Raw genomic sequence first — 24912 nt, 5'->3', positions numbered from 1 at the left:
AGAACTGCAAAATAATCAACCTATGAATCCTGAGCAATTTGAGTACATGAAGTCGCTAATAGAAAAGACATGGGAGGGTGAACAATGAGGCCTATCAAACTTACAGTATCTGCGTTTGGCCCCTATGCAGGAAAAACGGTTCTTGATTTGGACAAGCTCGGAGAAAATGGGCTTTACCTTATTACTGGTGATACGGGTGCCGGAAAGACCACGATTTTTGATGCGATTACTTATGCATTGTACGGAGAGGCCAGTGGAGACAACCGCGAGCCATCCATGTTCCGCTCAAAATATGCCGAGGCAACTACTCCGACAGAGGTTGAACTTGTCTTCTCCTACGCCGGAAAAACATACACCGTAAAACGAAATCCAGAGTATGAACGTCCCAAATCCCGCGGCGAAGGATTTACGACGCAAAAAGCGGAAGTGCAGCTAAAATATCCGGATGGGCGCGTTGTCACAAAGCAGCGCGACGTGGATAATGCAATACGAGACATCATGGGCATTAACCGTAGCCAGTTTTTGCAGATCGCCATGATTGCACAGGGGGATTTTCTCAAATTGCTGCTTGCCCCCACAGAGGAGCGAAAGAAAATATTCCGTCAAATATTCAAAACGCAGTTGTATCAGGACTTGCAGGATCGTTTGAAGAAGGAGTCCGGTCAACTAAACGACAAATGCGATGCCGCTCGTAACAGTATCAAGCAATATATTGATGGAATTACCTGTGATGAAAATGATGTCCTGAGTATTGAAGTTGAAAAAGCAAAGAACGGGCTTCTTCCTGCAAAGGATGTTATGGATCTGATTGATCGTCTCCTGACACAAGATAATGACAAAAAAACGGCTATTCAAAAGTCAATCTCGGATGCAGACAAAGCCCTCGAAATCGTCAATGCAAATTTGGGTAAGATTGAAGCAAAAGAACAAACTCAAAAAGCATTAGACCAAGCACAGAAGAATTTAATCGGCGAAAATGAGACCAATCTTGCGCTGAAGGCTGCTTTTGATATTGAAAAGGGGAAAGTATCGGAAAGAGAACAGCTTGCTGAAGAAAAGGCCAAGATTGAGGCTGAGTTTTCTCGTTATGAAGCGCTGGATGCCCTAGAAAAACAAATCAAATATGACGAGGATACTATTTCCAAAAACGAGAGGCAACTGAAAAAAGACCGGGAGCAGTATGCCATTGATGAAGCAGAGTTTAAAATCCTTAAAAAAGAGTTCGAGTCCCTTTCAGATGCAGGGGAAGGAAAGGAAAAGCTTTCTCGTCAAAAAGAGAAGACACAAGAAAAACAAGCAAAGTTGCAAAACCTTTCAGCATTATTTAAGGCCTTTCACGAACTTGGTGACAATTTGGATACTCTCCAAAGCGATTACAAAAAAGCCTCGGAGTCATCCGAGGAAGCAACTGCCGATTATGAAGCAAAAAACCGCGCATTTTTGGATGAGCAGGCTGGAATCATCGCTGAAACTTTGGAAAGTGGCAAGCCTTGCCCTGTTTGCGGATCTTTGGAACACCCTTGCATAGCGCATAAATCGGCCAAGGCCCCCACGGAAGCACAGTTAAAAAGAGCAAAAGAGAATGCTGATAAGGCACGAAAAGTAGCCGAAGACTTAAGCGGGAAATGCAAGGAAGCCAAAGGCATACTCGATGCAAAAAAAGTCGAAACGGAAAAGCTGGTTAAGGAATTATGGCAGAGCGTCGCTTTCGAGGAAGCTGAAAACAAGCTTCCGGAGGAGCAGAAAGTCGTTTCAGCAGAAATCACTGTGCTTGACACAGCACTTTCCGAAGAGGAAAAGAAAGTATCTCGCCGATCTGAACTTACAGAATCATTACCGAAGACGGAAAAGGCACTAAAAGAAAGAGATAAAGATATTTCGAATCGAAATATTGCGCTAGAAGCTGATAAAGCGTTGTTGAGCGAAAAGAAGAAGCAGCGCGATGCGGATAAGGAATCCCTGCGCTTTGATAGTATAGCAGAGGCCCAGAGCAAATCGGATGCTTTGGGAAAAACCGTTAGCGAAATGAAGAAAGCATACGACAATGCTCAGAGTGCGCTGTCCGACTCGGATAAAAAAATCGCCGGTTATAATGCTTCAATCACAGAACTCTCCAAGCAGCTCTCTTCCGATTGTGTTCTTGACAAAGAAGCAGAAACAAAGAAGAAAGTTGAACTATCCAAAAAGAGAACTTCGGATGACGATGCTGCCAAAGTGCTTCATGCTCGCATAGAGTCCAATACAAAGGTGCTTGCTAATATTCAAGTAAAGGTCAGTGATCTTGATACGCTTGAAAAACGCTATACATGGCTGAAAGCATTATCGAATACCGCAAACGGTAATATTTCTGGGAAAGAAAAGGTAATGCTGGAAACCTATATTCAGATGACATATTTTGACCGCATCATAGCACGTGCCAAACATCGGTGTACAAGGGGTACAAACAAGATAAAATAGAAATGAGGGGCGATAGAGCGGAAATGTCAGATTTTCCACTCTATCTGAACACGGTCGCTGGTGGCCTTGATCGTAGAGATCAAACCATCGGCGGCTTTTCTTTTGTCGTCAAAATCTATGCTGTCCCAGTTGTCGAGATAATAGGACAACTTCTTTATCTGCTGGGGCGATATGGTTTCAACACTCAATTCGGCGATTGCCTTTGAAATAGTCTGGCGTCGGGTGTCCAGTTCTTCAATTTTTTTGTTAGCGTAGGCAAGCAAGGTCGCATTGGCTCCGGTCAGCGTATCCAGCAGCTTTTCAATTTCTGCCTCCACCTGTGCCAGTTCCACTTGATAGGCTGTCAGTTTCGGATTGACTTTTTCCTCCCTGCCGTGGAGTATCTGAAAATCTTTGAACTTTTCCTGCATGGCCGAGAAAATGAATTGCTCAAATTCTTCTTTGCGGATTTTCCCGCAGCCCGGACAGCCTTTATTTTCCGTCCGTTTGGTACAGCGGAAATACCCGGTGCTGTTTGGTACATGGGTGGCTTTCAGAGCATACCCACAATGACCGCACTTGATTTTTCCGGCCAGCCAAGTGTTCTTCGGTTTTCGTCCCTGCTGGAAGGTGGTATTTGCCATAAGTTTTTTTCGACATTTCAGCCATGTGTCAGAGGAAATGAGTGCTTCATGAGGAGCGATAACAAGTATCTGGTCTTTTAAGCACCTGTCCTTGTCCTCCTTCACATCCCGTCCCTGATAGAGATAGCAGCCGTTTGTTCCGGCAAAGTCAGAAGCGTCATTGACAATCGCTGCACCCTGACTCTTGAAAAATTCGTACAGATCCAAATCAGCCTGTGCGTAAACGGGGTTTCTTAAAAGCTGGGAAAGAAATGTACGGAACATGGATTTGCCATAAATTTTTATATCATGTTCCTCGAAGTATCGGGTAATATCTCCGAAGGAGGTTTCCGGTTCGGCGTACATTTCAAACATCAGCCGTACATGGTCGGCGGCTATGGGGTCAGCAACCATTTTCTTTGTGCGGATACCCTCTACCACAGTAGGCTCTAACTGATAACCGTATGGAGCCTGCCCGCTCATGTGGAAGCCTTTCAGGCACCGGGAATAGTAGGCGTCTGTGACACGCTTCTGAATTGTCTCACGTTCAAGCTGGGCGAATACAATGCAGATATTCAGCATGGCCCGGCCCATCGGGGTCGAAGTATCAAACTTTTCCGTGGAGGATACAAACTCCACATCGTACTCTTGAAACAGCTCCATCATCGTTGCAAAGTCCAGAATAGAGCGGCTTATACGGTCCAGCTTGTACACGATGACCCGCCGGACCTTTCCTTTGCGGATCTCGCCCAGCAGCTTTTGAAACTCCGGTCTGTCCGTATTCTTACCGGAATAGCCTTTGTCCTTAAATACCCGGCAGCTCCCGCCTTTCAATTCATACTTGCAAAAGTCGATCTGACTTTCAATGCTGATACTGTCCTTGCGGTCTACTGACTGTCTTGCGTAAATACAATCTTCTCTGATAAATTCCATATTGGGCTCCTTTCCTTGTTGGAATGGAGCTACCAACCTTACAACTATATTATACCATCAGCAGCCCCGGACAACAATGTTGCGAATGATTAGGGAAATCTGTCCCCATATTTGCTGAACACCTCAAAAAGACAGCGCTCAATTTCTTTTTTGCGCTGTTCTTTCTCCTTCGGGGGAAGTACCGGCGTGAGGCTTTCCAGCACAATGATCTTCCCTTGAAATGCGACAGACTTTGTTTCTCGTTCATAAGTGACAGCTTGCGTCATTGAAAACCTCCTTTGCGAAAGTGCGTGTATATGCCAGCCTTTCCCACTTGTCCCGTGGGGAAATGTCAAAAGACGGCACCCAGCAGGTGCCGCCCTTTGAGCTTTCTCCACTTCGGGTCGATGTGGCCCGAGGTCAGTAAGGACCGGAATGGTACTTTTCTTTGGCGTCCTCCACGCTGTTGAGGTCAAATACTTCATAAAGCTGCCCCACAACACGCCGTATATCCTTCTTTGAAAATCCGCAGTCCTCCATTGCCATAATGACATAACCGCGGCAGGCGTCATTGCTCCATTCGTCCGTTTCCAAGCCGGGGATCATTCCAAACGCATTTCCCATAAAGTGCTCCTTTTTTGAAAAGATGGGGAGCCGCGCCGGATCGGTTGGCCTATCATCAGACAGCATTGCCGGGGGCTCCCCATAGGTTTTCACTTCATTTCAGACACACCGGACGGACATAGGCTTCATGCCCCATAGTATTTCAACTCTCCCCATTCTGATGGCAAGGCGTTCTCATTGCCTGCGACGGCTCACGGCTTGCAAGGCCGCTTCAACGCTCGGACTGTGACTAAACGCAAGTATCCGGGTTCTGCGCCTGTTCCGGTGGAGCCAGCCTTGCCCCACCTATGGCATGGACCTGTTCGCTCGCTCAGTTTTACAAAGACTGTATTCTTTGAAATCCGAGGTCATGGCGGGTCTGTCACACAGCGCGTTCCCCTTCGTATCCGGGTGTCTTTTTATTCAATTTTCAATCTGCATGAGGCTTGTCTGAACCTCGGGCCATTGTGACCCGAAGTGTTTTGCCTCTCATAAGCCATTTCATTTTCCGGCCTAAATCGGTACGCCTTACAAAGAATTTTTCAAAATTTTTTCTAAGCGCCGCAGACCTCGCTCGATTGCGACACGAACCACTTTTTCATGGACGCCCTCTGCCAGGGCAATGTCCTGTTTGGTCATGCCGAGAATGAAATGAGCATAAATCCGTTTTGCCTGTTTGTCCGGCAGATTGGCAATCGCTGCGTGAAGTTCCTGCATGGTCACTTTCCGCTCATACAGTTCATGGGGAGATAAGGCAACAAAGACAGCTTCATGCTCCAGCCCGTCATCCCGATCAAGGGAATAGTAGGCTTTGTGGCGGTATGTACGCAGCCGGTAGGCAGCCTCTTTACGATCAAACTCTTTGAACATTTCTGCAACTTCTTCCGATACTTCCATGAAGCAATCCGATGTATAGAATGGGTAATAGTCCCGCAAATTGATAATAGTCATATTGACCTCCGTTTCGGTTGTTGGTTGATGAGTGACCGAAACGAAGGCGGCGGGGAGCGACACTGGGGAATGACTTCGGGCCAACATGACCCGAAGCAGCCCCATAAGAACACAAAAGCGCCCGGGCGGCATGAAGCCACACGGACGCATGAAATGACATAACAATTAAGGTTCCAACAAATTTCGCATACATAGCCGGAATAACCCGGAGGCGGAGCTATGCTTTTTTTAACTGATGTAGGTCATGGGTACTATGAAAAAAGGCAAAAATAGACACGGCGGCAATCCTCCTATATGCCGCCGTGGATTTACACGGTGTTAGGTCGTCGTTGGTTTAGGATAGACGAAAAGAAACGGCGGCTCTGAAAATCAAAGCCACCGCTTCATGGGCGTGTGAATGTGTCTGCTTTACGACGGCTTTTTTTCTTTTGCCGTCGTGCGGCAGATTATTCCATATTTATGAAACTTGGTGCTTCGCAAATATATGGCGAGAAAAACCAGCGCCAATTCCCAAAAAGATCAATGCCGTTGGGATTGCCCATATCGCATACAGCATACCGTTGCTCATTTGTTCCACCGATAGAAGCGAAACAGCCAGAACATGGTAGACAGGAAGAAGCCCGACCAATCGGAACAATGGATTTGTTTCCGGGATCGGCAGCAAAACCGGGAACAGAAAAATTGCCATTGCCGCAACCAAAGCTACAATCTGATTTTTACTGATTGCAGACATCAACAATGTAATTCCTGTAACGCTGATGGTACAGGTAAATGCCAACAGGATTTGATATTTGAGCAGCGTCCCACAGGTGATATTAAAAGGGATAAATGCTTCAACATATTCGCTGGGAGCAAATAGAATACTGCAATTCAATCCTTCCGTTCCGTAAAAAGCACGCGCAAGAAATAAGTTAAAAGCTACTATCAGCGCAGTGGTGAGAATGGCGGTGAGAATGCCAGCTACTACCTTTGCAGTAGCACATTTGGTTTTTCCGTATTTGCTTGTCAATATGATATTGTCAACGCCTTCATACTCGCCGGAGAAAATCGGAGCAAGCATGATGATAACCGCAAGAGCAAGCGCGATAAAAACCCGCACCATGTTTTTACTTGTTGAAAGCCAACCATCTACATAGCCAATTTTGATTTCTTCATTACCGAACACATCGGAAACACTCAATCCGTTCCAATTTCCGTTCAGATCTGAAAATCGTGAAAAGGCTGCGGATTGCATGGCGTTTTGGTAAATATAGGCCGCATTCAACCCATGCAAATCTGATGTCGGCGCAAAATCAGACATCATTTGTCGCACTTTTTCATCGGTCAGGATTCCTTCATACTTTGCTGCGATTTCCTTGTCGATTTCTACTGCTGCTTTGCCGGAACCTTCACCGGCGTTCTGGTCAAAAGCGTATTTGTTTTGATAGGTGGAAAAAGAAAGCAAAGCAGAGAATAGAAGTATCCCGATAAGGGTAACCATAGATAAACGCTTGGAAAAAATCTTCCGCAGTTCAAAATAAATTAGTTTTTTCATTCTTCACAGCCTCCTTTGAAATAGAACAGGTACAAATCTTCCAAAGTAGGCTGTACCCTTACTGCATTTTCCATCGGCGGACGATCTCCAACAATCCGCAGGATTGTCTGGTTTTCGCTGGTATTCCGCAGATTGCTTGTATTATAGGAAGCCGCGTATTTTTCCGCATAGGCAGTCGGAACCGTACATTCCCATACTTGACCGTTGATTTCAGAAGTAATCTCCTGCGGATTTCCAAAATGAATGATTTGCCCGGACTTCATCATAATGATTTCCTCCGCGATAAACTCCACATCGGAAACAATATGCGTAGACAGGATTACAATGCGGTCTTTGGAAAAGGCACTAATCAAATTGCGGAAACGGACGCGCTCTTTCGGGTCAAGCCCCGCCGTCGGCTCGTCTAAAATCAAAATGCGGGGATCATTGAGCATGGCTTGTGCAATCCCTAAACGCTGTTTCATGCCTCCCGAAAAAGTTTTGATTTTGTGCTTACTTTCCTTTGATAAATCTACCGCTTCCAGCAGTTCTTTTGATTTCTTCCGCGCTGCCTTCTCGTCCAAGCCTTTTAGGGCAGAAACATATAGCAGGAAGTCAAACGCTGAAAAGTCCGGGTAATATCCGAAGTGCTGGGGCAAGTAGCCCAAGAGGCTTCGATAGCGTTCACCCAGCCCAACAGCATTTTTCCCATTCAACAGTATTTTTCCGGAAGTGGGATTTTGGATATTGCAAAGCAGCCGCATTAGCGTTGTTTTTCCTGCGCCATTTGCGCCCAGCAAGCCGTAGACACCATTAGCCAGAGTAATATTCAAATCGTCTACGGCGATTTTGGAACCGAACTTTTTTGTCAGTCCAACTGTCTTTAATTCCATAAAAAAGCTCCTTTCTCCATAGGGAGCAATAAAATACTCTCCATGTGTTTTCATGGAGAGTATAGCGGGTAAATATCTATTTTTTATCTACAAGACAGGAGTTTTGAAGAAGGCGGAAACTTTTGCTCCCACTTCGGTATTTTCAATCCTCAGATAACCGTTATGGTGTTCACAAAGTAGCTTACAAATATATAACCCAAGTCCGAAATGCTCGGAATGGTTGCTTTCCCCTGTGAAGTACGGATTTGCGGCTTTTTGTAGGCTGTCTTTATCAAAACCATTCCCATCGTCCGATACGGAAAGCAGCAAACCGTTGTCATGCAAGGCGAAAGATATTGTTACCAAAGTACGGGCATACCGCACAGCATTAGAAATCAAGTTGTTGCATACCTGTGAGATAAATGCACTGTCAAGAGATAGCTGCAAAAAAGGGATGTCATTTTGTAAAATCAACTCTTTTCCGTTTTTCGTACAAACGATTTTTGCGCTGTCATATAAAGAAGATACCAACGGTTGCAAGTCAATCAACTTGTAATCCGGCTGCGTATCTTCCATACGCCTAAGATTGCTCATACTGCTCACATAGTTTTCCATACGGGAAATATGCTTTCCCATTGTGGCGGCGGTTTCCCTCGTTTGGGAATTGTCGCTGGCTTGCAGCATTTCATTATAGCCTTTTAGTACCGTCAGAGGGGTACGCAAATCGTGAGCAAAAGCGGCGTTGAGTGCTTTTCTTTCTTCAACTTGCCGCCACATTTTAGAGAAATTATCCGCAAGGGTTGTCCGCATGATTTCAAAGGACGCGCAAAGCTGCCCCAATTCATCGTTGCTGTCATAGTCGATTGAAAAGTCCAAATCATTGTTCGCTATTTTTTCAGAAGCCGCCCGCAGTTCAGCAAGCGGTTTTTTCAGTTTATTTTTGTAAAACAATAGCGCAGCCGCTATGATACAGAATGCAGAATAAATAGGGGGTGTAACGGTTGGCAACAAATCTAATATAGCAAGCAATTGTTCGTCTTGTTCGTTCAAGACAGGCAGCTCCTTATAAATATAAGTTCCTTCTCCCAAACGTTCCCCCTGTTCATTCGTCAAGTAGTATTTTTCGCCAGTATTAGGGTACTTTTCATTGATTTTATCGGCGACAGTTTCACATACAGAAGCAGTCATAATTGATAGGGCAAGAGCGAACATAACAAAGAGAACAATATAGAGTACAAGACTTTTACGCAGAGATAAATTTTGTACGGGTCGCATTATTTTAACCATTTATATCCGCACCCCCAAACTGTTTCAATATATACCCGGTCTGTATATGCCGCAATCTTTGTTCGTATCCTGCGGATATGCTCTGCCACAACGCTGCTGTCGCCCTCGCTGTCATAACCCCAAATACGCTCATAAATCCATTCTTTATCAAAGACCTGTCCCGGATTTTGAGAAAGCAGTTCCACAATATCAAATTCCTTTTTTGCAAGACCGACACGCTTATCGCCAAAGAACAAGCAACGTTCCGAATAGTCAATCGTCAAATCACCGGAAAACTTGACTTGCGCTTCAAAGTTGTGTCGCGCTTCCCGGCGCAGATGAGCGCACACCCGCGCTTCAAGTTCCATAAGTGAAAAGGGCTTCACAATGTAATCGTCGCCGCCAACAGCAAAGCCGTTTACCTTATCTGTATCTTCGATTCGGGCAGTCAGAAAAAGGATTGGGCAGGATATGTGATCGCGGATACGCTTGCAAACCTCTAACCCGTCCGTTCCGGGCATATTGATGTCAAGCAAAATAATATCCGGTTGTTTTTCCACTTGCTTTAGTGCTTCTGCACCATTGGAAGCAGGCAAGACACGAAAGCCCTTGCTTTCAAAAAAGCTGCCGAGCATAGAAACAATATCGCTTTCATCGTCAGCAATCAGTATCTTTGCATTCATTATGCTCACCTCCTAACAGCAAATATAGCAATCCTTTTTCAATTATTTATCTATTTTCCGAAAGTCTTTTGTACGAGCATCCATAGGCTTCTCCGCAGTTTTAGGGAGCAGCCAAACACCGGCCATTTTCACAGCGCCGAGGATACGCCCTCCGGCACAATAATAATTTACCCTACGAGGTGTCACGCCCCACTTTTCGGCAGCCTCTTTCAATGTCATATAGTCCATTTCGCACCTCCACAGGATATATTATAGTTCTCTACCTCGAATAATACAAGTTAGAGCCTACACGGATGCGAAATAAAATACTACTTAATGTAAAATCTCATTACATTCTCATAATTCAACCCGAAATGTAGAATGATATAGGGTGATATGAGAATGAACCAAGATGAAAGAAGGTTTGACTTTCACGGCCTCGGAGCGGCTCTCAAACGAGCCAGAGAAGAAAAGGGCTGGACACAAGCCTATGTTGCGGAATTAGTAGACCGTGACTCCCGTACCATTATGAATATTGAGAACAAAGGTCAGTATCCCAGTTTCGACCTTTTTGTTAAACTCATTACTATGTTTGACGTTTCAGTTGACCAGTTTATTCATGCGGACGGAGGGGCAAGGTCAAGCTCTTGCAGAAAACACATTGATGTACTTCTAAACTCCATGACTGAAAAAGAGCTTGTCGTAATAGAAGCCACAGCCGAGGGCATTAAGAAAGCCAGAGAAACGGAGGTTCCAGAATAAGGACCTCTGTTTTTTTGCGCCATTTTAGGGGCTGCCGCTAAGTGGCAAGCAATGCCTCTGTGGCCACAAGTGGCACAAAGGCGGCTTGTTGGGGCTCGCCCCAAACCCGTATCTTCGGGCCAACATGGCCCGAAGTGTCAGCGTCGCTTTGCTCCTTGTTTTCATAACCTTAACGCTCCTTTTCCTGCTTTCTTCCCGGTTCGGTGTAGCCCATCAGAGTGTCAATGTTCGCTTTGATCGTGACGATCTCCTGCATATCCCGTCGTGCCTTTTGATATTCTCCATAGAGCTGTTTTTTCTTTGCTGTGAGCTTACGGCCTTCTTCCTTCAGCACATCCATTTTGGGGAGCTTCGCCCCGCCCAGCAGAGAGCGCATTTCCGCTTGTGCAGCCCGGTACAGTTCAAGGTCGGCCTCATGCTCCGCAAGGAATTTCCGGCTGTACTTCGTCGCCTTATACTGCTCAAAGACTGGACGGGTTTTGGCATACTGAACCGTTGCGGCCTTTAGCCCGGCATTGGTTTTCATGGCCTGTTCCGTCTGCTTGATCTGCTCGGAAATGGTATGAAAACGGTCTGCTGCCTCGGTGGCTTTCTGTGCCAACTGCTCATAATCGGTCAGGCCATTGTCCTGTATATAAGCAAGAGCGGCGGCCATCTGCTTAATGTTAAATACCTTCGCCCAGCGTTCATATCCCGGCCCCTTACCGGCAGCCAGCTTTGCTTGAATATCCACCGCCAGACTGATTTTCCGCTCCGAGCGCCCGGGGCGTTTTTCTTTGCCCTCAATGGCGGACAGAACATCTTGCAAGTCGTAGCCGTCCCCCAGCGTGGAGGCACGCAGACGGGTGAAGCGTTCCTGTCCCTGCCCGGTCAGCCGGAAGCTGATACCGCCGCCCCGAACCGTCTTGACCTCATACCCGGCCCGCTTCATCAAATTGAGAAATTCGTCCAAATCAGCGGGGCGTTCCGCCAACGCAGTATCAATGGCAAGGCGCAGCCTGTCCTGATAGGAAAGCGGCCCTTTCCGGTCTTTCTGCCACTCTCCATAGTTCCGATACTTGCCCTTGCTCCGGGGCTTCGGGTTCTCCACGATGGATAGCCCGTTTTCAAGGCACAGCCTGTCAGAGAGCCGCCGAAGGGCGAAGCTGGAGCCCCAAAAATTTCGGAATTTCCGGGTGCAGTCAAGGGTGGTGGAGTTGTAATAAATGTGACAATGGATGTGCTGCTTATCGGTGTGCGTGGTAACGATAAAAGCGTGCCGCCCCTTTGTCCAGCGCATAGCCAGCTCATAGCCGATACGGTTCGCCTCCTTCGGGGTGATCTCGCCCGGATAGAAGGATTGTCGTATCTGATAGCACAGCACATTATTTTCTTTCTTCTGTTCCCGGCCCGTCATAGCGGCATAGCTGGCCTTTGCCAAAAGGAACTCGTCCGCCACGGTGGCCGGATCACATTCATAAGCGGAGATATACTTTCCGCTTTCTGTTTTCTCCGGGTCCTTGCCATAGTCCAGACAATCCCGGATAGCCTCAGCAATCGTTTCGCCTTCGCCCGCATGGCGCTGTAACAAAGTTGTGGTAGCCAAAAATCATTCCTCCTTTCCATGAGAAAGGGGCGGCCCATTCAGACCGCCCCGACTTCGGGCCAGTATGGCCCGAGGCTGCTTAACTTGCCAGAAACCGGTACAGAGCGGATTTGCCTCCGTCCAGCGCCCAAAGAAGGGAGCCCGCCGCCGCTTGCAGTCCATACGGCGAAAGAAGGAAGGCAAGAAACAGAAATACAATCCCGCCTATGGGCGTCGGCGTGAAAAAGAGAGCGACACCCAGCACCGTCAGGATCACAGAGGCAATCGTCAGCAGGACGGCACAAATATCAAATAGGAACACCAGCAGAGCCGCCAGAAGGGACAACGCTAAAGCAAAGGGAGCAACCAATATTTTCAGCAGTATCTTCATCTTCAAAACCTCCTTTATCTATCCTTCCTACCTCTATTTTATCATGCCTGCCCGGGGACATAAATGTTGCGAAAGATTAGTAAATCCTGTCCCAAACTTTCGGGTCATACTGGCCCGAAGTGGTAAAAAAAGAGCAGGGCGGCAAGCCCCGCAACGGAAGCCTGCCGCCCTCGTCTTACTTTGCCACCAGCTCGGAGAGCTCCCGCAGCACCTTTGACACCTCGCCCCACAGCTTTTCATAGTCCCGCTTCAATCCGTCGATTTCCTCCGGGTACACGCCATAGGTATGTGCGTGTATGGCAACCTGATTGAGATTGTTAGAACAGCGCCGTTGCAGAGAGATCAGCTCTTTTACGGGCGCAAGGTCGATGTGCAGGATATACCCATTCAGAGCCATTTTCCGTACATAAGCCCCGGCGTTGGAAATGCCCGCCTCAGCCATCCGTTCATGGATGGCTGCCAGCTCGTCCGGCGTTACCATGACGTGCAGATGGACATTCCGCTTGCGGTTCTCCATCAGCGTTCCAGCTCCCGGCCTTTCCGGCGCTCTTTGGGTTCCTTTACCTTATCAAGCGGTTTTGCGTCCAGCTCCGGGGGCGTGGGCGGGATGGGCGTGTTGTTGGGTACGCCGTCGATCATGTTGCAGTTCTGCTCTGTGGAGAGCTCGGCGGTTTTCAGATAGTTGTCTTTTTCGTGCATGGCGATCCTCCTTTATCGTTCCTCATGGTTTTTATGGCTTCGCTTCTGGCCGGGCTCCTTCGGGGGTTCCTGCCCTCTGGTTTCATCTTTGAGCCGGGCAGTAATGGATGGGCGCACCCGGTCAGGATTGCCCGGTGCTGGTTTCAGCTCATAATCCTCCATCTGCTTTTCGGTCAGCGGCTTTGCGTAGGTCAGTTCGCCCCATGCCATCAGCCTGCCGTCTGCCACAGGACGCCGCCTGTCATCATCGTAGTTGACGATGGAAAGAGGCTGGTTATCCGGCGGCTTCGGGTAAGTTCCTATGTCCACGGGCCGCTGGGTGGAATAATAGCGGTAAACGCCCTCCGGTCCCAGCTCGGTATGCTTGACCGCCGCATGGTAAAACTGCTGATAGTCGTCCACCCGGCGGTCAAAGTCCCTCTGCGCCCATGCCTGACTGGTTCCATAGCGACCCCAGTAGTAATCCCGATGGCCGTTTTCCCCCTCGGTAAACTGCCAGGTCACAAAGGGGCTCGGCGCTCCCGGATTATGCCCCAGCGCAAAGCCGTGTCCGGTTTCAAAGGTGGCAGCTTTCAAAATCACATATCCTTGTACTGTCTCCAAGAGATACCTCCTTTCTGTGCCTCGGGCTAACATGACCCGAAGTGCTGGATGTTACGAAATAAGAGGGCAGACCGGGGAGAAATGTAATAAGATATTCCCACCCCGGAAACACCCTCAAAAAAGCCCGGAATGTCAAGCCTTTGGAGGCGGCAAATCGTAACAGCCGCCCGGCCTTTTCTCCCGCATTTTCCTCATGCGTTCCCGGCTTTTTCGGCGGTTCCCTTCGGCCTTGCAGGCGTCGGAACAGTAGGCTTGACGCCCCTCGGGCAAAAACGCCTTTCCGCAGACCGCACAGGCTCGCAGCTCCGGGGAGATGCCTTCCGTTGTCAACGACGCTTGAAGCTCCGGGTTAAGAGGCAGGACAGCCTCACGGAAATAACGGCAGTACGCCCCTGTCCAGCACTTGTGCAGCATATAGCAGGCACAGTCAAGAGGAAGGCACAGGCCGCTTTCCCGGTCATAGTTGGCGCACATCCCCGTGACCAGAGTGCGGATTTTCTTCTTCTCGTCACGGGTCAGCTCCCGGGCGTCCATTTAAGACTTCGGGCCACGATGGCCCGAAGGGCGGGGATCCACGATCAGCGCCCGGAACTTCTTCCGGCACTGTTTTTTCTTTCCTTTGCACTCCTTGTAATAACGGCATCCCTTACAAGGGTCGTCATTGTCCCAGCCGGGGTGCGGTACTTCCTTCATCATTCGTTCAAAAGGGCTGCTTGTAAAATTCATTCTCATTCCTCCGTATCTTCCTCCCATGGCGGGGTATCTTCGTCCTCGGGTTCCTCTGCGATCTCCTCCAGCTCCCCGTCCTCATATTCGCAGTAATCATCTTCCAAATCCGGGGCTTCATGCTTCGGCTTGTAAATCTTGAAATAGTAACCAATTCCACCGCCGGCCAGCACCACCGCACCGATCAGGAGCAGAGAGAGAAGGAGGCTGTCCTTTTTCTCCGGCTTGGGTTCCGGTACTTCCTCCACCGGTTCGGTGAGCTTTGGCTCTGGCTCAGGGGTCACTTCTTTGGGCGGTTCCTTGCCCTGTTCAGCAAGAGGCAGAAGGTCGTCTGTGGTAACGGTATTGAGGAAATAGACGTTCTCGCTGGTTTTCTGTTTGTCGATCACCAGATAAAACACGCTCTCGTCTGCTGTGGTGATGGTGTAGAACTCCTTTCCATCCTCGTCGGTGGCGTTGTCCACCACGGTTCCCGTCCCGTCCGTGGTAAAGGGGTTCTGGGTTTCCGGCTCTGCTTCAGTTTCTGCCGGGGAGGGAGCTGTCTCCGGCTGCGGCTCGCTGCTCTGTGCATAAGCCGGGACTGTAAAGATCAGGCAACACAAAAGGCTGGCAGCCATCGCCGCCAGCCTGCGAAATTTAGTTTTCTTCATGGGCCGTGTCCTCCTTTTCGGGTGCCTCCGGCTTCGGGTCAGTATGGCCCGAAGCGGTAAGGCTGTTTTTGGGGTCATTCAGAAAAGCCATAAGCTGGGCGGGCGTCAGTTTAAGGGAGCGCACCGCCTGCACGATCTGGCTGTTTTCTTCCTCCTGTTTCTGCTTTTCCAGCTCCCGGATTTTGGCCTGCCATTCGGCGGCCTTCTCCCGGGCTTTTTTCAGTTCCTTATCGAGCTTGTCGATTTTGTTCATGCAAGGACTCCTTTCCTCTGGCTCACAAACGCCCGAAGGCATAGAAATGTGTCTGCCAGTAGCTTGAATTGATGTTTGCGTATTGGATGGGCGAACCACAATGGAGCATCATCCCGTCGCCCACATAAATCCCCACATGGGATACAGGGCCGGGGCTGTCATAGGTTCCCGTGAAAAAGATAATGTCGCCGGGCTTTGCCTCGGAGGGAGAAATGATAGCACACTGGTTGTAAATGCCCTGCGCCGTGGTACGGGGCAGGTTGTGGACGCCGCTGGCCGTGTACACCCAGCAGACAAAGCCCGAACAGTCAAAGGAGGTGGACGGGCTGGAGCCGCCCCACACATAGGGCCAGCCGATGTACTTTGTGGCTTCTTCCATGAGCGCTGCAAAAGCCGGGTCATCCAGCGCCTCGCCGGGTATCTCATAGCTGGGGCCGGTATCTTCGCCACCGTTGTAAATCCCTTCCCACAGATAGGGTTTGTTGCCTTTGAGCTGCTGCATAACGGTGTAGATTTCCCGCTGCTGTTCGTTAAGCCTCGGCAGGATCACGGCAGGCAGCGTTTTGTTTGTGAGGGTCACATTTAAGATGTAATACTCATAGGGGACTTCCTCGGTGGTGGTTTCCCCGGTCTCCGGGTCGGTGCTGGTTTCGGTGCGGTAGCGTATCTCGACTTCCTCCGTCAAGGTCAGTTCATACTGTGCCTCGAAAATCTCCCGCAGCTCGTCCTGCACCTGTTCACGGAAATACACATGGTACTTTGCCGAGAGATAGGACGCCAGCTCATAGGGGTTATGGCCGATCTCGTCCACGGAATAGCGGTACTCGTCATAGCCGGGATGGGTGCTTTCAATGTTCGCTACCGTCTGCGCCAGCTCGTTTTCCAGCGCCGTGTAGTCCTCGTCCACCCCCAGCAGGTCCGTATCCTCCGAGGCGTAGGAGGTGCCGGATAACGCATTGGCAAGGCCGCTGCCAAGCGTGGGGAAAATGGAACTTACCGCCGACACAAGAAAACAGAGCAGCAACAGCAGGAGCAGGATCAGCACCGCCACAGGATGACGGGTCACAAACTGTGCCGCCCGACGGGTCGCAGTTCCCGAAGCGGCAGCGGTTTTCTTTGCGACCTTTGCGCCCTGTTTTGCAGCCGCCTTTGCTTCTTTGGAATACCGGCGTTTCAGTTTCCATTTCTGCTGCACACGGGAAAGCGGATTGCTGGCAAGCTCCGGGTGCTCGGAGGTCATCTTCTGAAAATCCATATTGGCCCGGGCTTTTATGTCCTTCCGTTCCCACTTTGCCACCTTCCGGGCCGGGTGCTCCCGGTATCTCCGTTTGGCATACCGGGTCAGTTTCCGGGCTCCGGCCTCGGCCACAAGTTCCGACTTATGGGCTCCTTCCACACCCACATTTTCATGCTCAACTTCGTGTATCTTGTTGTGGACATAGAACCATGCTTCTGTACGGGCTCCCCGGACTGCCTTTTTTGCAAGCCCCGGTGGTTTCTTCGCTGCCCGTTTTGCCTCGGTCTTGTCCAGTTTCTCCCGGGCCTTTCCCAGCTTTTCCCCGGCGTGTTCCGCTTTTGCCTGTGCTTTCTGGTACTTATCCTTTTTGCTCCCGGCCTTCTCGGCGGAGCCCTCCGGCTCCTGTGCCTTGCCGGTATCCTGCGGCCCGTCCGCTTCATCCTCCTGCCTCATGCGGTCAGAGGGACGGCTTTTGCGGCTGTCCTCTTGAAACTTGCCGCTTTTGGACTTCGGGCCATCGTGACCCGAAGGACTGTCCTGCCCGGTATCCTCGTCCTCAAACCGCAGGCGTCGGGATGGTGCGGGGGAAGGCCCTTCCCGTTCAGCCGGTCCGGGGCGATTGCCCCCGGTATCCTCCGTCGGCCCCGGCCTTTGAAAATTCCGTTTGTCTGGTTTCTTTCCGATGATGTATCCCTCCTTTCCAAACCTCGGGCCATTATGGCCCGAAGTGTGTTATGCCCGGTTCATTTCCTGTTTTTTGTCCTCCGGGCGGGTGGTCATAATGGCGTACAGCTCTGTGTTCTGCGGGAAGCGGTCAACAAACGGGATGGTGGTGTTTCCGAAGAACAGCAGCCCTTCGCCGGAATTGGTATGGGTCACATAGGAAAGCTGATGGGGGCTGATCCCAAGCTGTTTGGCTAAAATCTGCCGGTCCCCCTGTGCCTGCGAGAGAAGCACAAGGAAGTCCGAGTTTTCAAAGATGTTCTCGATCTCCGGGCTTGCCAGAAAATCCTTCACGTTCTGCGTTAAAGCACTGGGAACGCACCCTTTTTTTCGCAGCATTTTCCAGATCGCCACACAATAGCTTGCCGTCAGACGGTCACGGAGCAGCACATGAAATTCGTCGAAGTAGCACCATGTAGCGATACCGCGCAGGAAATTCATGGACACCTGCGAGTTTACCAAGTCCTGCATAATGAGCATGGCAATCGTCCGAAGCCCGGCCCCCAGCTTTTTTAAGTCAAGGCATACCAGACGGCGGTTTAAGTCCACATTGGTTTCATGGTTGAACACGTTAAGGGAACCCGACACATAAATTTCAAGGGCCGTTGCCAGCCGCACCGCCTCGCCCTCCGGCTGGGAACAGAGCAGGTCATATAGCGTTTGGAGGGTCGGCATTTTGCTTGTTTCCGGGTTTTGCAAGTGTTCCCGGTACATCTGGCGTACACAGCGGTCAATGACGGTCCGCTCCACCGGCTGCAAGCCATCCTTGCCGCCGACGATCAGCTCCATCAGCGACAGGATAAAGTCGGCTTTCAGCGCCATCGGGTTTTCCTCGTCAAAGCTCAGGTCAATGTCCATCGGGTTGATGTGGTGGGGGCTGTCCGGGGCGATCTCGATGACCTGTCCGCCCAGCCGCTTGATAAGGGGCGAGTATTCGCCCATCGGGTCCACCACAATGATCCGGTCACGGGTGGCAAGGAACACGTTCACAAGCTCTCGCTTTGCGGCAAAGGATTTGCCGGAGCCCGGCACGCCGAGGAACAGGCCGTTGGGGTTTTTGAGCTTTTTCCGGTTTGCCATGATGACGTTATGGGAAAGTGCGTTGAGCCCGTAATAGACGGCTTCGCCATCCATGCGGAGCTCCTGCGTCATAAAGGGAACGAAAATGGCCGTGGAGCTGGTCGTCATGCCGCGCTTGATCTCAATGCCGTTATGGCCCAGCGGAAGGCTGGAAAGAAAACCGTCCTCCTGCTGGAAGTCCAGCCGCTTCAAGGTGCAGTTGTATTTCTGGACGATACCGGACACCGTGAACAGGTCATTGTCCAGCTCCCGGCGGGTCGGGGCCATGTTTACCACAAGGAAGGTCAGCAGGAACATTCTTTCATTCCGGCTCTGTAAATCTTCCAGAAGGGTCTTTGCGTCGTTGCTGTACGTTACAAGATCGGGTGGAAGTATGTCCATGTCGTACCCTGACCGGGCTGCCTTCTTTTGTTCCTCCACCTTCATCTTGTCAATGTCGGAGACTTTGGCCTTGATAGATTTTACGGCGGCGGCCTGATCGACGGTTTGGATATGGAGAGTGATGGTCATTTCCGCGTCCATTTCCAAAAGCTCCTCCAGCAGCTTGTCCGAGAGCTCCGAGGCCAAAATCTGCAAGTAGGAGGCAGCGCCCCAAGTCGTCCCCACCCGGAACAGACGGCTGAAACGAAAATCGAAACTGTCCGGGGCGATAAAGTCTTTGGTGGAAAGCCCGGTTTTGGGGATCATATCCCATGAAAACCGGAAGGGGGAGCCGCTGCCGGGGTGAAGCTGCCCGTGAAGAAGCTCCAGCCGTTCCAGCCCCGAAAGGGAGCGGCACTTGACGCCCAGCTTTTTGAAGTTCCCGCAAATGTCCGCCTCTACACGTTCCAGCCTTGCCCTGGCGGTGGAAAGGTCGTCCACGTTCACGCCGAAGGTCAGGAGCTTTGTGCGAACAATGCCGTTGTTGCTTTTGGCGATCTGGTTTTCCAGCATTTCCACATACTCGCACCGGACGCTGTTGTAATCGTCATCCTGCATGGGGATGTTCACGCTGTACCGGCTGCCCGGGCGGCTTCGGTGGTTGAGGAAGGAAAGCTGGAACGGAAGGCTGCTGTCAAAGTAGTTGAGGCAGGCGCTCCACCCGTCAAAGATGGCCGCCTGATCTTCGGACTGTGCGAGCTGGTAGTTGATGTCCTCGTATTCAATGGTTTTGGTGTAATAGCGGTCCGCTACCCGGCACACCCCGTCCCGGTACATTTCCCGGTAAGGGAGGGTCTGCTGGGCGGTGGTGGGAATGTTCTTTCCTTTCGTGAACAGGCCGGTAAGGCCCTGCTTTTCAGGCTTTCTGCCTGCGGGCTTTCCGGCCCTTCTGCTGTTTCGCAATCGGCTGCGCCTCCTTTCTGGCGCTAAGCAGCGCATAGAAGTTTTCGGTTTTGTAAGGCCGCACACGGGGATAGAGGAACCGGGTGCGGATGATGTTTTTCAGCACTTTTTCCAGCGGCAGACCGTCTCGTTCATACATAGCCAGAAAGAAGAACGGGAGCATGAGGCCGATCATCAGGAACATGGCGGCACTGTTCCCGATACTGCCACGGGAAAACAGGTAAGCCGGGAGGCCCACCGCCGCCGCGCTGGAAAAACAAACAAGCTGGCGCTTCGTTAGGTTGAAGGCCAGCTTTGTCTTGATTTTGGAAAGGTCTTTTGGTACTGGCACATAGGCCATTTTGGTACACCTCCTTTACTGCTTCGGGCCAGCATGGCCCGAGGTTATCTTGCGGCCTCTTTGGCCGGGGCTGTGCTGCGGGCAGCTTCGGCGGCCTCTCGTCCGCTCTGCCTTGCCCGCCAGTATTCGGGGTGATACTGCCGGATGGACTGATTGAGTTTTTCTTCAAACTGTCCTTTGTCCTTAATGCGGTCAGGGATTTTCCACAGCTTTTTGTCCAGCAGCTCCCGGAGCACTACGCTTTCCTGTGCGTCCTCCTCATAGCAAATATAGCCCTTGTCCTTGAAGCCGCATTTTTTGGCCGCTGGGGAGAGGACGGCGGCTACCTCGTTTGCCACCATCGTTCCGCCGTGGCTGGCGGTAGATACCAGAAACACCCCTGGACAGAGGGTTTCACAGCTCTGCACCTCGCCCCACGGGGAACTTTTCGGCGCATGGAACATTCCGCCCGTCCGGTTCCGGTCCGCCTGCATGAGCGCCGCATTTTCCAATATGGCGCGAAGTTCCGGGGAAAAATAGGCATATTCCCGCAGGACCCGGGCGGCGTCCCCACCACAGGCGTTCATCAACAGGGTATAGGCATCGCTGTCCGCTTTGGTACAGCGGCCCAGCAGTTTTCCGTCGTAATAGCAGGCCGCGTCATAGCCCGTCCGTTTGCGTGGCATGGTTTCCGCCTCCTTTCTGCTTCGGGCCAGCATGGCCCGAGGTCAACGCTCTGCGCTGCGGCTGGGCTTTTCCTTCGGAGGCCGTTCTGCCTTTGCCTGTTCGGCAGCCGCTTTTCCGGCTTTGAGCTGGTCGCTGATGGATGCACGCCCCACAGAGCCACGCTCCGCCATCTGTTCCAGCTTTGCCTCATAGGCTTGCAGAACAGCGGTGTTGAGCTGTTCCCGGAACTCCTTTGTGACAGGGTAGGCCATATCCCGGTAGCCGCCTTTGCCGTCTGGCTGGCTGGGCATCCCAAGAAAGAGCCCCTTGCTGCCCTGTACGATTTTCAGATTTTCCACCACAAAGCAGTCATTGAATTTCACGCTGGCAAAGCCCATGAGGTTTTTCACAGGTTCGATGACCCGCACGCTTACATCCAGCTTTATAGGGGCGGCTGGTGTTCCGCCCGCTGTTTTTTCCTGCATGGATTTCTCCTTTCCGCTTCGGGTCGTCATGGCCCGAAGTCTCTTAATGGCAGCCGAAGATGGATTTTGCAAGACTGCCTGTTTTGAATAAGGTAAAACACAGCAGCACCGTATATCCCACGCAGCCCCAGATCGCCCCGATGGGGTCGCCGTCGGTGGCGATACTCTGGATCAGCACCGCATAGATGGCGACACAGACTAAGATCAACAGACCTTGAAAGCCCACCGCAAAGAGGGAGCGGAAATAGTTCTGCCCCATGTGTCCGGTTTCTCTGTTGGGGACTGTGGCAAACGGGATAGGCGCTAAACTTGTGAGTAAATAAATTTCAATCATACGGCCATATACGATGACGAAAATCACGATGTTTAAGGCAATCATGGTAAGCTGGATCAGGAAGGACTGGAGCCAGAGTCCGAACAGAGGGCCTAACTCCATCGCCTCAAGCTCTGTCCGCAGACTGTCCAGCACATCCGGCGTGATTTCTGTCCCGTTCTGGATAATGCCCGCTGACTGCTGGATCACATGCTGGCTCACATCAAAGACCGCCAGCACGATATTGAAGGTATTCGTCAGGATCATCACAGCCACAAAGGTTTTGAACACCCACTTAAAAAACATCCATGTGTCAACTTCATGGAGGTTGTTGCGTTCTATGAGCATCTGTATCAGTTCATAGGTCATAACAAAAGTGAGGATGACCCCGGCGATTGGCAGAATGGCAGTTTCGGAGATCTGTCGTATCATGGAAAAGACCCCGGCGTTCCAGTCCGCCGGGGTCGTGCCTACCTGTGTGGCGATTTCGCCAACGCTCTGATTGACGTTATCGAAAAGGCCGTCCAGATTCCCCATGATACCATCGACGAGCAGACCTTTCAGCCATTCAACGATTGCGTCGATGATAAAGTCCATATATCAGCTCCTTTTCTGGAAAAAGGGACAACGGGTGACATTTAGCTGAACAGCCCGGACAGCAGAGGGATAAGCTGAAGGCCGATCAGAACGACACCGCCGCCCGCCATGAGCTGCTTAATGCCCTGGCTTTTTGCCGCAGGGTTATCCGACCCGTAACCTTCCAGAAGGTTGATGACGCCCCATACCGCCAGACCGGCGCCAAGAGCCATGACCAGAATTTTGAGAATGTCGATTGCCTGATTGAAAAATTCCATATACGTTCCTCCATTTTGTTTGTTTGATGGTTTTGGGTACAAAAAAAGCCGCCCACATCGGCGGCGCTTCGGGTCATCATGGCCCGAAGTTACACAAACTCGTCGCTGTCCAGATCATCGAAGTTCAACAGGTCAGCTTCTTCGTCCGTGTCGGAGCCGTCCACTTCGTACACCGTGTATTCGTCCTCCGGCTTTAGTCTCAATGGCCGGTGGCGGAACAGGCTTTCCAAGCGGAAGGCGTTTTTCTTTTATCAAATTCGGCTGTGTACTTGTAATTCGGGTGCTTTTTCAAGTCATACTTTGGGGATAGAAAAGGCGGGAGCCCCCTAAGCTGCAAGATACATTTATCCCCGGGCATGGTGGTGATCTCGCTGGTGGTCATCAGCTCCCGGCCAAGTCGCTGCATATTCTGGCTGTAACTTTCAGACTGTCCACGGCTTCGGCCCTCGGTCTGCATGGAGATGGTGGCCTTGCCCAGCCAGTTTTCCGAAATATCCTTTAGGGTGGAAGCCTCCCGGCCTCCGAGGAACACGATGCTGTCCATGTTTCCCATGATGGTTTCGGAATGGTCTTTGTACAATGCCTTGCACTGGCTCATAGCCTGATAAAAGAGCGTCAGGCTGATCTCCCGGGAGCGAATGACGGCCACAATCTTTTCCAGCCCCGGCACCTGCCCGGTGTTGGCAGCCTCGTCCCACAGCACCCGCACATGGTAGGGCAGACGCCCGCCATAGGTGTTGTCAGCCCGTTCACACAGAAGGTTGAACATCTGCGAAAAAGCGAGGGCAACCAAAAAGTTGTAGGTGGTGTCCGTGTCGCTGATAAGAAAGAACAGCGCCGATTTTTCGTCCCCCAGCTTATCAAGCTCCAGCTCGTCATAGGACATGATCTCCCGGAGCTGTGGAATGTCAAAGGGAGCCAGCCTTGCACCGCAGGAAATCAATATGCTCTTGGCGGTTTTTCCGCTGGCGAGCTTGTATTTCTTATACTGCCTCACGGCGAAGTGCTGGGGGCTGCGGCGTTCCAGCCCGTCAAACATATAGTCCACCGCGTTTTTGAAGGTTTCGTCATCCTCCCGGACTTCCATGCTGTTTATCATTTCCACCAGCGTATTCATGTTGCGTTCTTCCTCCGGCCCCTCAAAGACGATGTAGGACACAAGGGCGCAGTACAAGAGGGTTTCTGCTTTTGTCCAGAACTCGTCGCCCTCCTTGCCGTCGCCTTTGGTGTTGGCAATCAGGGCGGTAACAAATTTCAAAACATCGCTTTCTGTCTTGATATAGGCCAGCGGATTGTAGTGCATGGATTTTGAAAAGTCGATACTGTTGAACACCCGCACCCTGTATTTCTCCCGTTGCAGAAACCGCCCGCACTGGTCGAGAGTGCCGCCCTTCGGGTCTACCACCACATACGAGGAATGGGCTTGAAGGAGCTGCGGGGTCAACCAGAACCTTGTCTTTCCCGAACCGGACGATCCGATGACACAGGCGTTTAGGTTCCGGGCATTGGCGGGTATCTTCGGACGGGTGTTCATGGTAAGGAACTCCGTCCCGGTCAGAATGACATTGTTCTGAAATTTAGGGTCAACAAATGGCTTTATATCTTCCTTTGTTCCAAAGCGGGCGGTGCCGTACTCCGCATCCCGCCGGAATTTTTTCGCCTGCCTGATCTTTGACTGTATCAGCAGATACATCCCAGCCGCACCGGCAAGGCCCACCAGCAGGTCAATACCTCCCAGCCCCGGCCAGTAGGTTTCAAAGGCTTTGGGGAAGGTATCAAGCATCCCCATGAGCTTTGTCCCGAAGTCTGTGCCGGGGGCGATCCGGTAGGCCGTCCCGATTTTGGAGAAAAACCAGAACACAAAGAGGTACGGCAGGTTTGGGAGCACATATTTTCTGATCTTGTCACTCAACGTCCGTCCTTCACCGCCTCTCTGGTCCGCTGCTTTTCCTTTGCCTGCGTCCTGATTTGCTCCGTGAATTTCCGAAGCTGACCGAGGATGGAAGCCTTGTCCTGCTCTTTGTTCAGCACCTTTGCGCTGTACTTCTGGAAGGCCACCGTGATAGCGTCCGCCTGATTGGCTTTGAAAAACAGCAGGTAATGACCGGGGCTCACTTTATGGAAAGCGTAGTCCACATGGAACTCCTTCGCGATCCGGTCAAAATCCTTTGGAGCTCCCACATAGGGCATGGCACTTTTGCCGCCATAGTGGTTCATCAGCTTTTTCACGCTCTGGCGTCCCTGCGGGGTCAGCGCCTTCTGGTGGTGCTTTTGCAGCGCCCGAACCACCTTGCCAAGAGCGGCAGCCAGCACTTTTCCTGTGAGCTTCGTTGTCCTGATCGAAAGGGCAACCGTTTTTTGGTTTACTTCTTCCTGCATAAAACCTCCTTTCCGTCGGGGTTCCCGCTATCCGGGAGGCCCCCGTA

The 24912-nt window shown here is 51.1% G+C and carries 28 protein-coding genes and 1 pseudogene; 2 read left to right on the top strand and 27 right to left on the bottom strand.

What is annotated here, in order from left to right:
• Window positions 1-84: 84 nt before the first annotated feature.
• Window positions 85-2457: an AAA family ATPase gene (locus TQ39_RS11795; RefSeq protein WP_050005657.1), complete on the top strand. Its 2373-nt coding sequence runs from the start codon at window positions 85-87 to the stop codon at window positions 2455-2457.
• Window positions 2458-2483: 26 nt separating this feature from the next.
• On the opposite strand, the gene TQ39_RS11790 is transcribed toward TQ39_RS11795, so the two are convergent.
• The 9 genes from TQ39_RS11790 to TQ39_RS11755 form a co-directional block, all read right to left on the bottom strand.
• Complete coding sequence (locus tag TQ39_RS11790) at window positions 2484-3992, bottom strand: recombinase family protein (RefSeq protein WP_050005656.1); 1509 nt, start codon at window positions 3990-3992, stop codon at window positions 2484-2486.
• Between the two features lie 89 nt (window positions 3993-4081).
• Window positions 4082-4258: a hypothetical protein gene (locus TQ39_RS21255; RefSeq protein WP_167541534.1), complete on the bottom strand. Its 177-nt coding sequence runs from the start codon at window positions 4256-4258 to the stop codon at window positions 4082-4084.
• Between the two features lie 133 nt (window positions 4259-4391).
• Window positions 4392-4595, bottom strand: a complete 204-nt coding sequence (locus TQ39_RS11785) for a hypothetical protein (RefSeq protein ID WP_242853486.1) — start codon at window positions 4593-4595, stop codon at window positions 4392-4394.
• A gap of 507 nt (window positions 4596-5102) precedes the next feature.
• Window positions 5103-5525 (bottom strand): RNA polymerase sigma factor, encoded by a 423-nt coding sequence (locus tag TQ39_RS11780; protein WP_207641401.1) that lies wholly within the window; start codon window positions 5523-5525, stop codon window positions 5103-5105.
• Between the two features lie 457 nt (window positions 5526-5982).
• Window positions 5983-7059 carry a hypothetical protein gene (locus TQ39_RS11775; RefSeq protein ID WP_021651276.1) on the bottom strand — a complete coding sequence of 359 codons (1077 nt, stop codon included), beginning with the start codon at window positions 7057-7059 and terminating at the stop codon, window positions 5983-5985.
• Entirely contained in the window at window positions 7056-7931 is an 876-nt protein-coding gene (locus TQ39_RS11770; protein WP_044961423.1) for an ABC transporter ATP-binding protein, read from the bottom strand. The genes TQ39_RS11775 and TQ39_RS11770 overlap by 4 nt, the downstream gene beginning before the upstream one ends.
• 87 nt (window positions 7932-8018) lie before the next feature.
• Window positions 8019-9197 carry a HAMP domain-containing sensor histidine kinase gene (locus tag TQ39_RS11765; RefSeq protein ID WP_050005661.1) on the bottom strand — a complete coding sequence of 393 codons (1179 nt, stop codon included), beginning with the start codon at window positions 9195-9197 and terminating at the stop codon, window positions 8019-8021.
• The gene (locus tag TQ39_RS11760; protein ID WP_050005653.1) at window positions 9185-9859 is read right to left on the bottom strand and encodes a response regulator transcription factor; all 675 of its coding nucleotides are present in this window, start codon (window positions 9857-9859) and stop codon (window positions 9185-9187) included. The genes TQ39_RS11765 and TQ39_RS11760 overlap by 13 nt, the downstream gene beginning before the upstream one ends.
• 42 nt (window positions 9860-9901) lie before the next feature.
• Window positions 9902-10087: a helix-turn-helix domain-containing protein gene (locus tag TQ39_RS11755; protein ID WP_050005652.1), complete on the bottom strand. Its 186-nt coding sequence runs from the start codon at window positions 10085-10087 to the stop codon at window positions 9902-9904.
• 147 nt (window positions 10088-10234) lie between these two features.
• Here TQ39_RS11755 and TQ39_RS11750 point away from each other — a divergent pair, with 147 nt between their 5' ends.
• Window positions 10235-10600 carry a helix-turn-helix transcriptional regulator gene (locus TQ39_RS11750; RefSeq protein ID WP_021651271.1) on the top strand — a complete coding sequence of 122 codons (366 nt, stop codon included), beginning with the start codon at window positions 10235-10237 and terminating at the stop codon, window positions 10598-10600.
• Between the two features lie 169 nt (window positions 10601-10769).
• Here the strand turns inward: TQ39_RS11750 and TQ39_RS11745 are convergent, their stop codons facing one another.
• From TQ39_RS11745 to TQ39_RS11660, 18 genes and pseudogenes are all read right to left on the bottom strand, one after another.
• On the bottom strand, window positions 10770-12185 hold the full coding sequence (locus tag TQ39_RS11745) for a relaxase/mobilization nuclease domain-containing protein (protein WP_025543451.1): 1416 nt from the start codon (window positions 12183-12185) through the stop codon (window positions 10770-10772).
• 79 nt (window positions 12186-12264) lie between these two features.
• On the bottom strand, window positions 12265-12555 hold the full coding sequence (locus TQ39_RS11740; RefSeq protein ID WP_005927606.1) for a CD1845 family protein: 291 nt from the start codon (window positions 12553-12555) through the stop codon (window positions 12265-12267).
• 175 nt (window positions 12556-12730) lie between these two features.
• The gene (locus TQ39_RS11735; protein WP_012741672.1) at window positions 12731-13072 is read right to left on the bottom strand and encodes a plasmid mobilization protein; all 342 of its coding nucleotides are present in this window, start codon (window positions 13070-13072) and stop codon (window positions 12731-12733) included.
• Entirely contained in the window at window positions 13072-13254 is a 183-nt protein-coding gene (locus TQ39_RS11730) for a DUF4316 domain-containing protein (RefSeq protein WP_003500078.1), read from the bottom strand. Before TQ39_RS11730 ends, TQ39_RS11735 begins: the two co-directional genes overlap by 1 nt.
• Before the next feature lie 12 nt (window positions 13255-13266).
• The gene (locus TQ39_RS11725) at window positions 13267-13857 is read right to left on the bottom strand and encodes a defense against restriction DarA-related protein (protein WP_199574569.1); all 591 of its coding nucleotides are present in this window, start codon (window positions 13855-13857) and stop codon (window positions 13267-13269) included.
• Between the two features lie 132 nt (window positions 13858-13989).
• Window positions 13990-14391 (bottom strand): cysteine-rich VLP protein, encoded by a 402-nt coding sequence (locus TQ39_RS11720; protein WP_050005650.1) that lies wholly within the window; start codon window positions 14389-14391, stop codon window positions 13990-13992.
• The gene (locus TQ39_RS11715) at window positions 14392-14583 is read right to left on the bottom strand and encodes a hypothetical protein (protein ID WP_478002435.1); all 192 of its coding nucleotides are present in this window, start codon (window positions 14581-14583) and stop codon (window positions 14392-14394) included.
• Window positions 14584-14585: 2 nt separating this feature from the next.
• Window positions 14586-15233 carry a DUF4366 domain-containing protein gene (locus tag TQ39_RS11710; protein ID WP_050005648.1) on the bottom strand — a complete coding sequence of 216 codons (648 nt, stop codon included), beginning with the start codon at window positions 15231-15233 and terminating at the stop codon, window positions 14586-14588.
• Window positions 15220-15486: a DUF4315 family protein gene (locus tag TQ39_RS11705; RefSeq protein WP_050005647.1), complete on the bottom strand. Its 267-nt coding sequence runs from the start codon at window positions 15484-15486 to the stop codon at window positions 15220-15222. The genes TQ39_RS11710 and TQ39_RS11705 overlap by 14 nt, the downstream gene beginning before the upstream one ends.
• A gap of 22 nt (window positions 15487-15508) precedes the next feature.
• Window positions 15509-17176, bottom strand: coding sequence for a C40 family peptidase (locus tag TQ39_RS11700; protein WP_050005646.1), 1668 nt, complete (start codon window positions 17174-17176; stop codon window positions 15509-15511).
• 279 nt (window positions 17177-17455) lie between these two features.
• Window positions 17456-19885: a VirB4-like conjugal transfer ATPase, CD1110 family gene (locus TQ39_RS11695; protein WP_420865184.1), complete on the bottom strand. Its 2430-nt coding sequence runs from the start codon at window positions 19883-19885 to the stop codon at window positions 17456-17458.
• Complete coding sequence (locus TQ39_RS11690) at window positions 19803-20189, bottom strand: PrgI family protein (protein ID WP_003500106.1); 387 nt, start codon at window positions 20187-20189, stop codon at window positions 19803-19805. Before TQ39_RS11690 ends, TQ39_RS11695 begins: the two co-directional genes overlap by 83 nt.
• Window positions 20190-20233: 44 nt before the next feature.
• Window positions 20234-20854 carry a DUF7007 domain-containing protein gene (locus TQ39_RS11685; RefSeq protein ID WP_330670610.1) on the bottom strand — a complete coding sequence of 207 codons (621 nt, stop codon included), beginning with the start codon at window positions 20852-20854 and terminating at the stop codon, window positions 20234-20236.
• A gap of 42 nt (window positions 20855-20896) precedes the next feature.
• On the bottom strand, window positions 20897-21349 hold the full coding sequence (locus TQ39_RS11680) for a SpoVG family protein (RefSeq protein WP_050005644.1): 453 nt from the start codon (window positions 21347-21349) through the stop codon (window positions 20897-20899).
• Between the two features lie 13 nt (window positions 21350-21362).
• Window positions 21363-22229: a VirB6/TrbL-like conjugal transfer protein, CD1112 family gene (locus TQ39_RS11675; protein ID WP_005927637.1), complete on the bottom strand. Its 867-nt coding sequence runs from the start codon at window positions 22227-22229 to the stop codon at window positions 21363-21365.
• Between the two features lie 41 nt (window positions 22230-22270).
• Entirely contained in the window at window positions 22271-22486 is a 216-nt protein-coding gene (locus TQ39_RS11670; protein ID WP_016306504.1) for a Maff2 family mobile element protein, read from the bottom strand.
• Window positions 22487-22575: 89 nt separating this feature from the next.
• A pseudogene (locus tag TQ39_RS11665) lies at window positions 22576-24398 on the bottom strand (VirD4-like conjugal transfer protein, CD1115 family).
• Window positions 24395-24865, bottom strand: coding sequence for a PcfB family protein (locus TQ39_RS11660; RefSeq protein ID WP_050005643.1), 471 nt, complete (start codon window positions 24863-24865; stop codon window positions 24395-24397). Before TQ39_RS11660 ends, TQ39_RS11665 begins: the two are co-directional and overlap by 4 nt.
• Window positions 24866-24912 lie beyond the last annotated feature (47 nt).

This window comes from Ruthenibacterium lactatiformans (assembly GCF_000949455.1).
GTDB classification, from domain to species: Bacteria; Bacillota; Clostridia; order Oscillospirales; family Ruminococcaceae; genus Ruthenibacterium; species Ruthenibacterium lactatiformans.
This window is presented reverse-complemented; position numbering and strand designations above follow the sequence as displayed.

Bases quoted from the DNA above. Each gene is read 5' to 3' on its own strand.
- TQ39_RS11705 (WP_050005647.1), bottom strand. From the start codon at position 15,486: ATGAACAAAATCGACAAGCTCGATAAGGAACTGAAAAAAGCCCGGGAG.
- TQ39_RS11685 (WP_330670610.1), bottom strand. From the start codon at position 20,854: ATGCCACGCAAACGGACGGGCTATGACGCGGCCTGCTATTACGACGGA.
- TQ39_RS11720 (WP_050005650.1), bottom strand. From the start codon at position 14,391: ATGGACGCCCGGGAGCTGACCCGTGACGAGAAGAAGAAAATCCGCACT.
- TQ39_RS11675 (WP_005927637.1), bottom strand. From the start codon at position 22,229: ATGGACTTTATCATCGACGCAATCGTTGAATGGCTGAAAGGTCTGCTC.
- TQ39_RS11660 (WP_050005643.1), bottom strand. From the start codon at position 24,865: ATGCAGGAAGAAGTAAACCAAAAAACGGTTGCCCTTTCGATCAGGACA.
- TQ39_RS11710 (WP_050005648.1), bottom strand. From the start codon at position 15,233: ATGAAGAAAACTAAATTTCGCAGGCTGGCGGCGATGGCTGCCAGCCTT.
- TQ39_RS11775 (WP_021651276.1), bottom strand. From the start codon at position 7,059: ATGAAAAAACTAATTTATTTTGAACTGCGGAAGATTTTTTCCAAGCGT.
- TQ39_RS11755 (WP_050005652.1), bottom strand. From the start codon at position 10,087: ATGGACTATATGACATTGAAAGAGGCTGCCGAAAAGTGGGGCGTGACA.
- TQ39_RS11790 (WP_050005656.1), bottom strand. From the start codon at position 3,992: ATGGAATTTATCAGAGAAGATTGTATTTACGCAAGACAGTCAGTAGAC.
- TQ39_RS11715 (WP_478002435.1), bottom strand. From the start codon at position 14,583: ATGAATTTTACAAGCAGCCCTTTTGAACGAATGATGAAGGAAGTACCG.
- TQ39_RS11740 (WP_005927606.1), bottom strand. From the start codon at position 12,555: ATGAAGATACTGCTGAAAATATTGGTTGCTCCCTTTGCTTTAGCGTTG.
- TQ39_RS11795 (WP_050005657.1), top strand. From the start codon at position 85: ATGAGGCCTATCAAACTTACAGTATCTGCGTTTGGCCCCTATGCAGGA.
- TQ39_RS11770 (WP_044961423.1), bottom strand. From the start codon at position 7,931: ATGGAATTAAAGACAGTTGGACTGACAAAAAAGTTCGGTTCCAAAATC.
- TQ39_RS11735 (WP_012741672.1), bottom strand. From the start codon at position 13,072: ATGGAGAACCGCAAGCGGAATGTCCATCTGCACGTCATGGTAACGCCG.
- TQ39_RS11760 (WP_050005653.1), bottom strand. From the start codon at position 9,859: ATGAATGCAAAGATACTGATTGCTGACGATGAAAGCGATATTGTTTCT.
- TQ39_RS11680 (WP_050005644.1), bottom strand. From the start codon at position 21,349: ATGACGACCCGAAGCGGAAAGGAGAAATCCATGCAGGAAAAAACAGCG.
- TQ39_RS11670 (WP_016306504.1), bottom strand. From the start codon at position 22,486: ATGGAATTTTTCAATCAGGCAATCGACATTCTCAAAATTCTGGTCATG.
- TQ39_RS11730 (WP_003500078.1), bottom strand. From the start codon at position 13,254: ATGCACGAAAAAGACAACTATCTGAAAACCGCCGAGCTCTCCACAGAG.
- TQ39_RS11765 (WP_050005661.1), bottom strand. From the start codon at position 9,197: ATGGTTAAAATAATGCGACCCGTACAAAATTTATCTCTGCGTAAAAGT.
- TQ39_RS21255 (WP_167541534.1), bottom strand. From the start codon at position 4,258: ATGACGCAAGCTGTCACTTATGAACGAGAAACAAAGTCTGTCGCATTT.
- TQ39_RS11750 (WP_021651271.1), top strand. From the start codon at position 10,235: ATGAGAATGAACCAAGATGAAAGAAGGTTTGACTTTCACGGCCTCGGA.
- TQ39_RS11780 (WP_207641401.1), bottom strand. From the start codon at position 5,525: ATGACTATTATCAATTTGCGGGACTATTACCCATTCTATACATCGGAT.
- TQ39_RS11695 (WP_420865184.1), bottom strand. From the start codon at position 19,885: ATGCGCTGCTTAGCGCCAGAAAGGAGGCGCAGCCGATTGCGAAACAGC.
- TQ39_RS11785 (WP_242853486.1), bottom strand. From the start codon at position 4,595: ATGGGAAATGCGTTTGGAATGATCCCCGGCTTGGAAACGGACGAATGG.
- TQ39_RS11690 (WP_003500106.1), bottom strand. From the start codon at position 20,189: ATGGCCTATGTGCCAGTACCAAAAGACCTTTCCAAAATCAAGACAAAG.
- TQ39_RS11700 (WP_050005646.1), bottom strand. From the start codon at position 17,176: ATGAGGCAGGAGGATGAAGCGGACGGGCCGCAGGATACCGGCAAGGCA.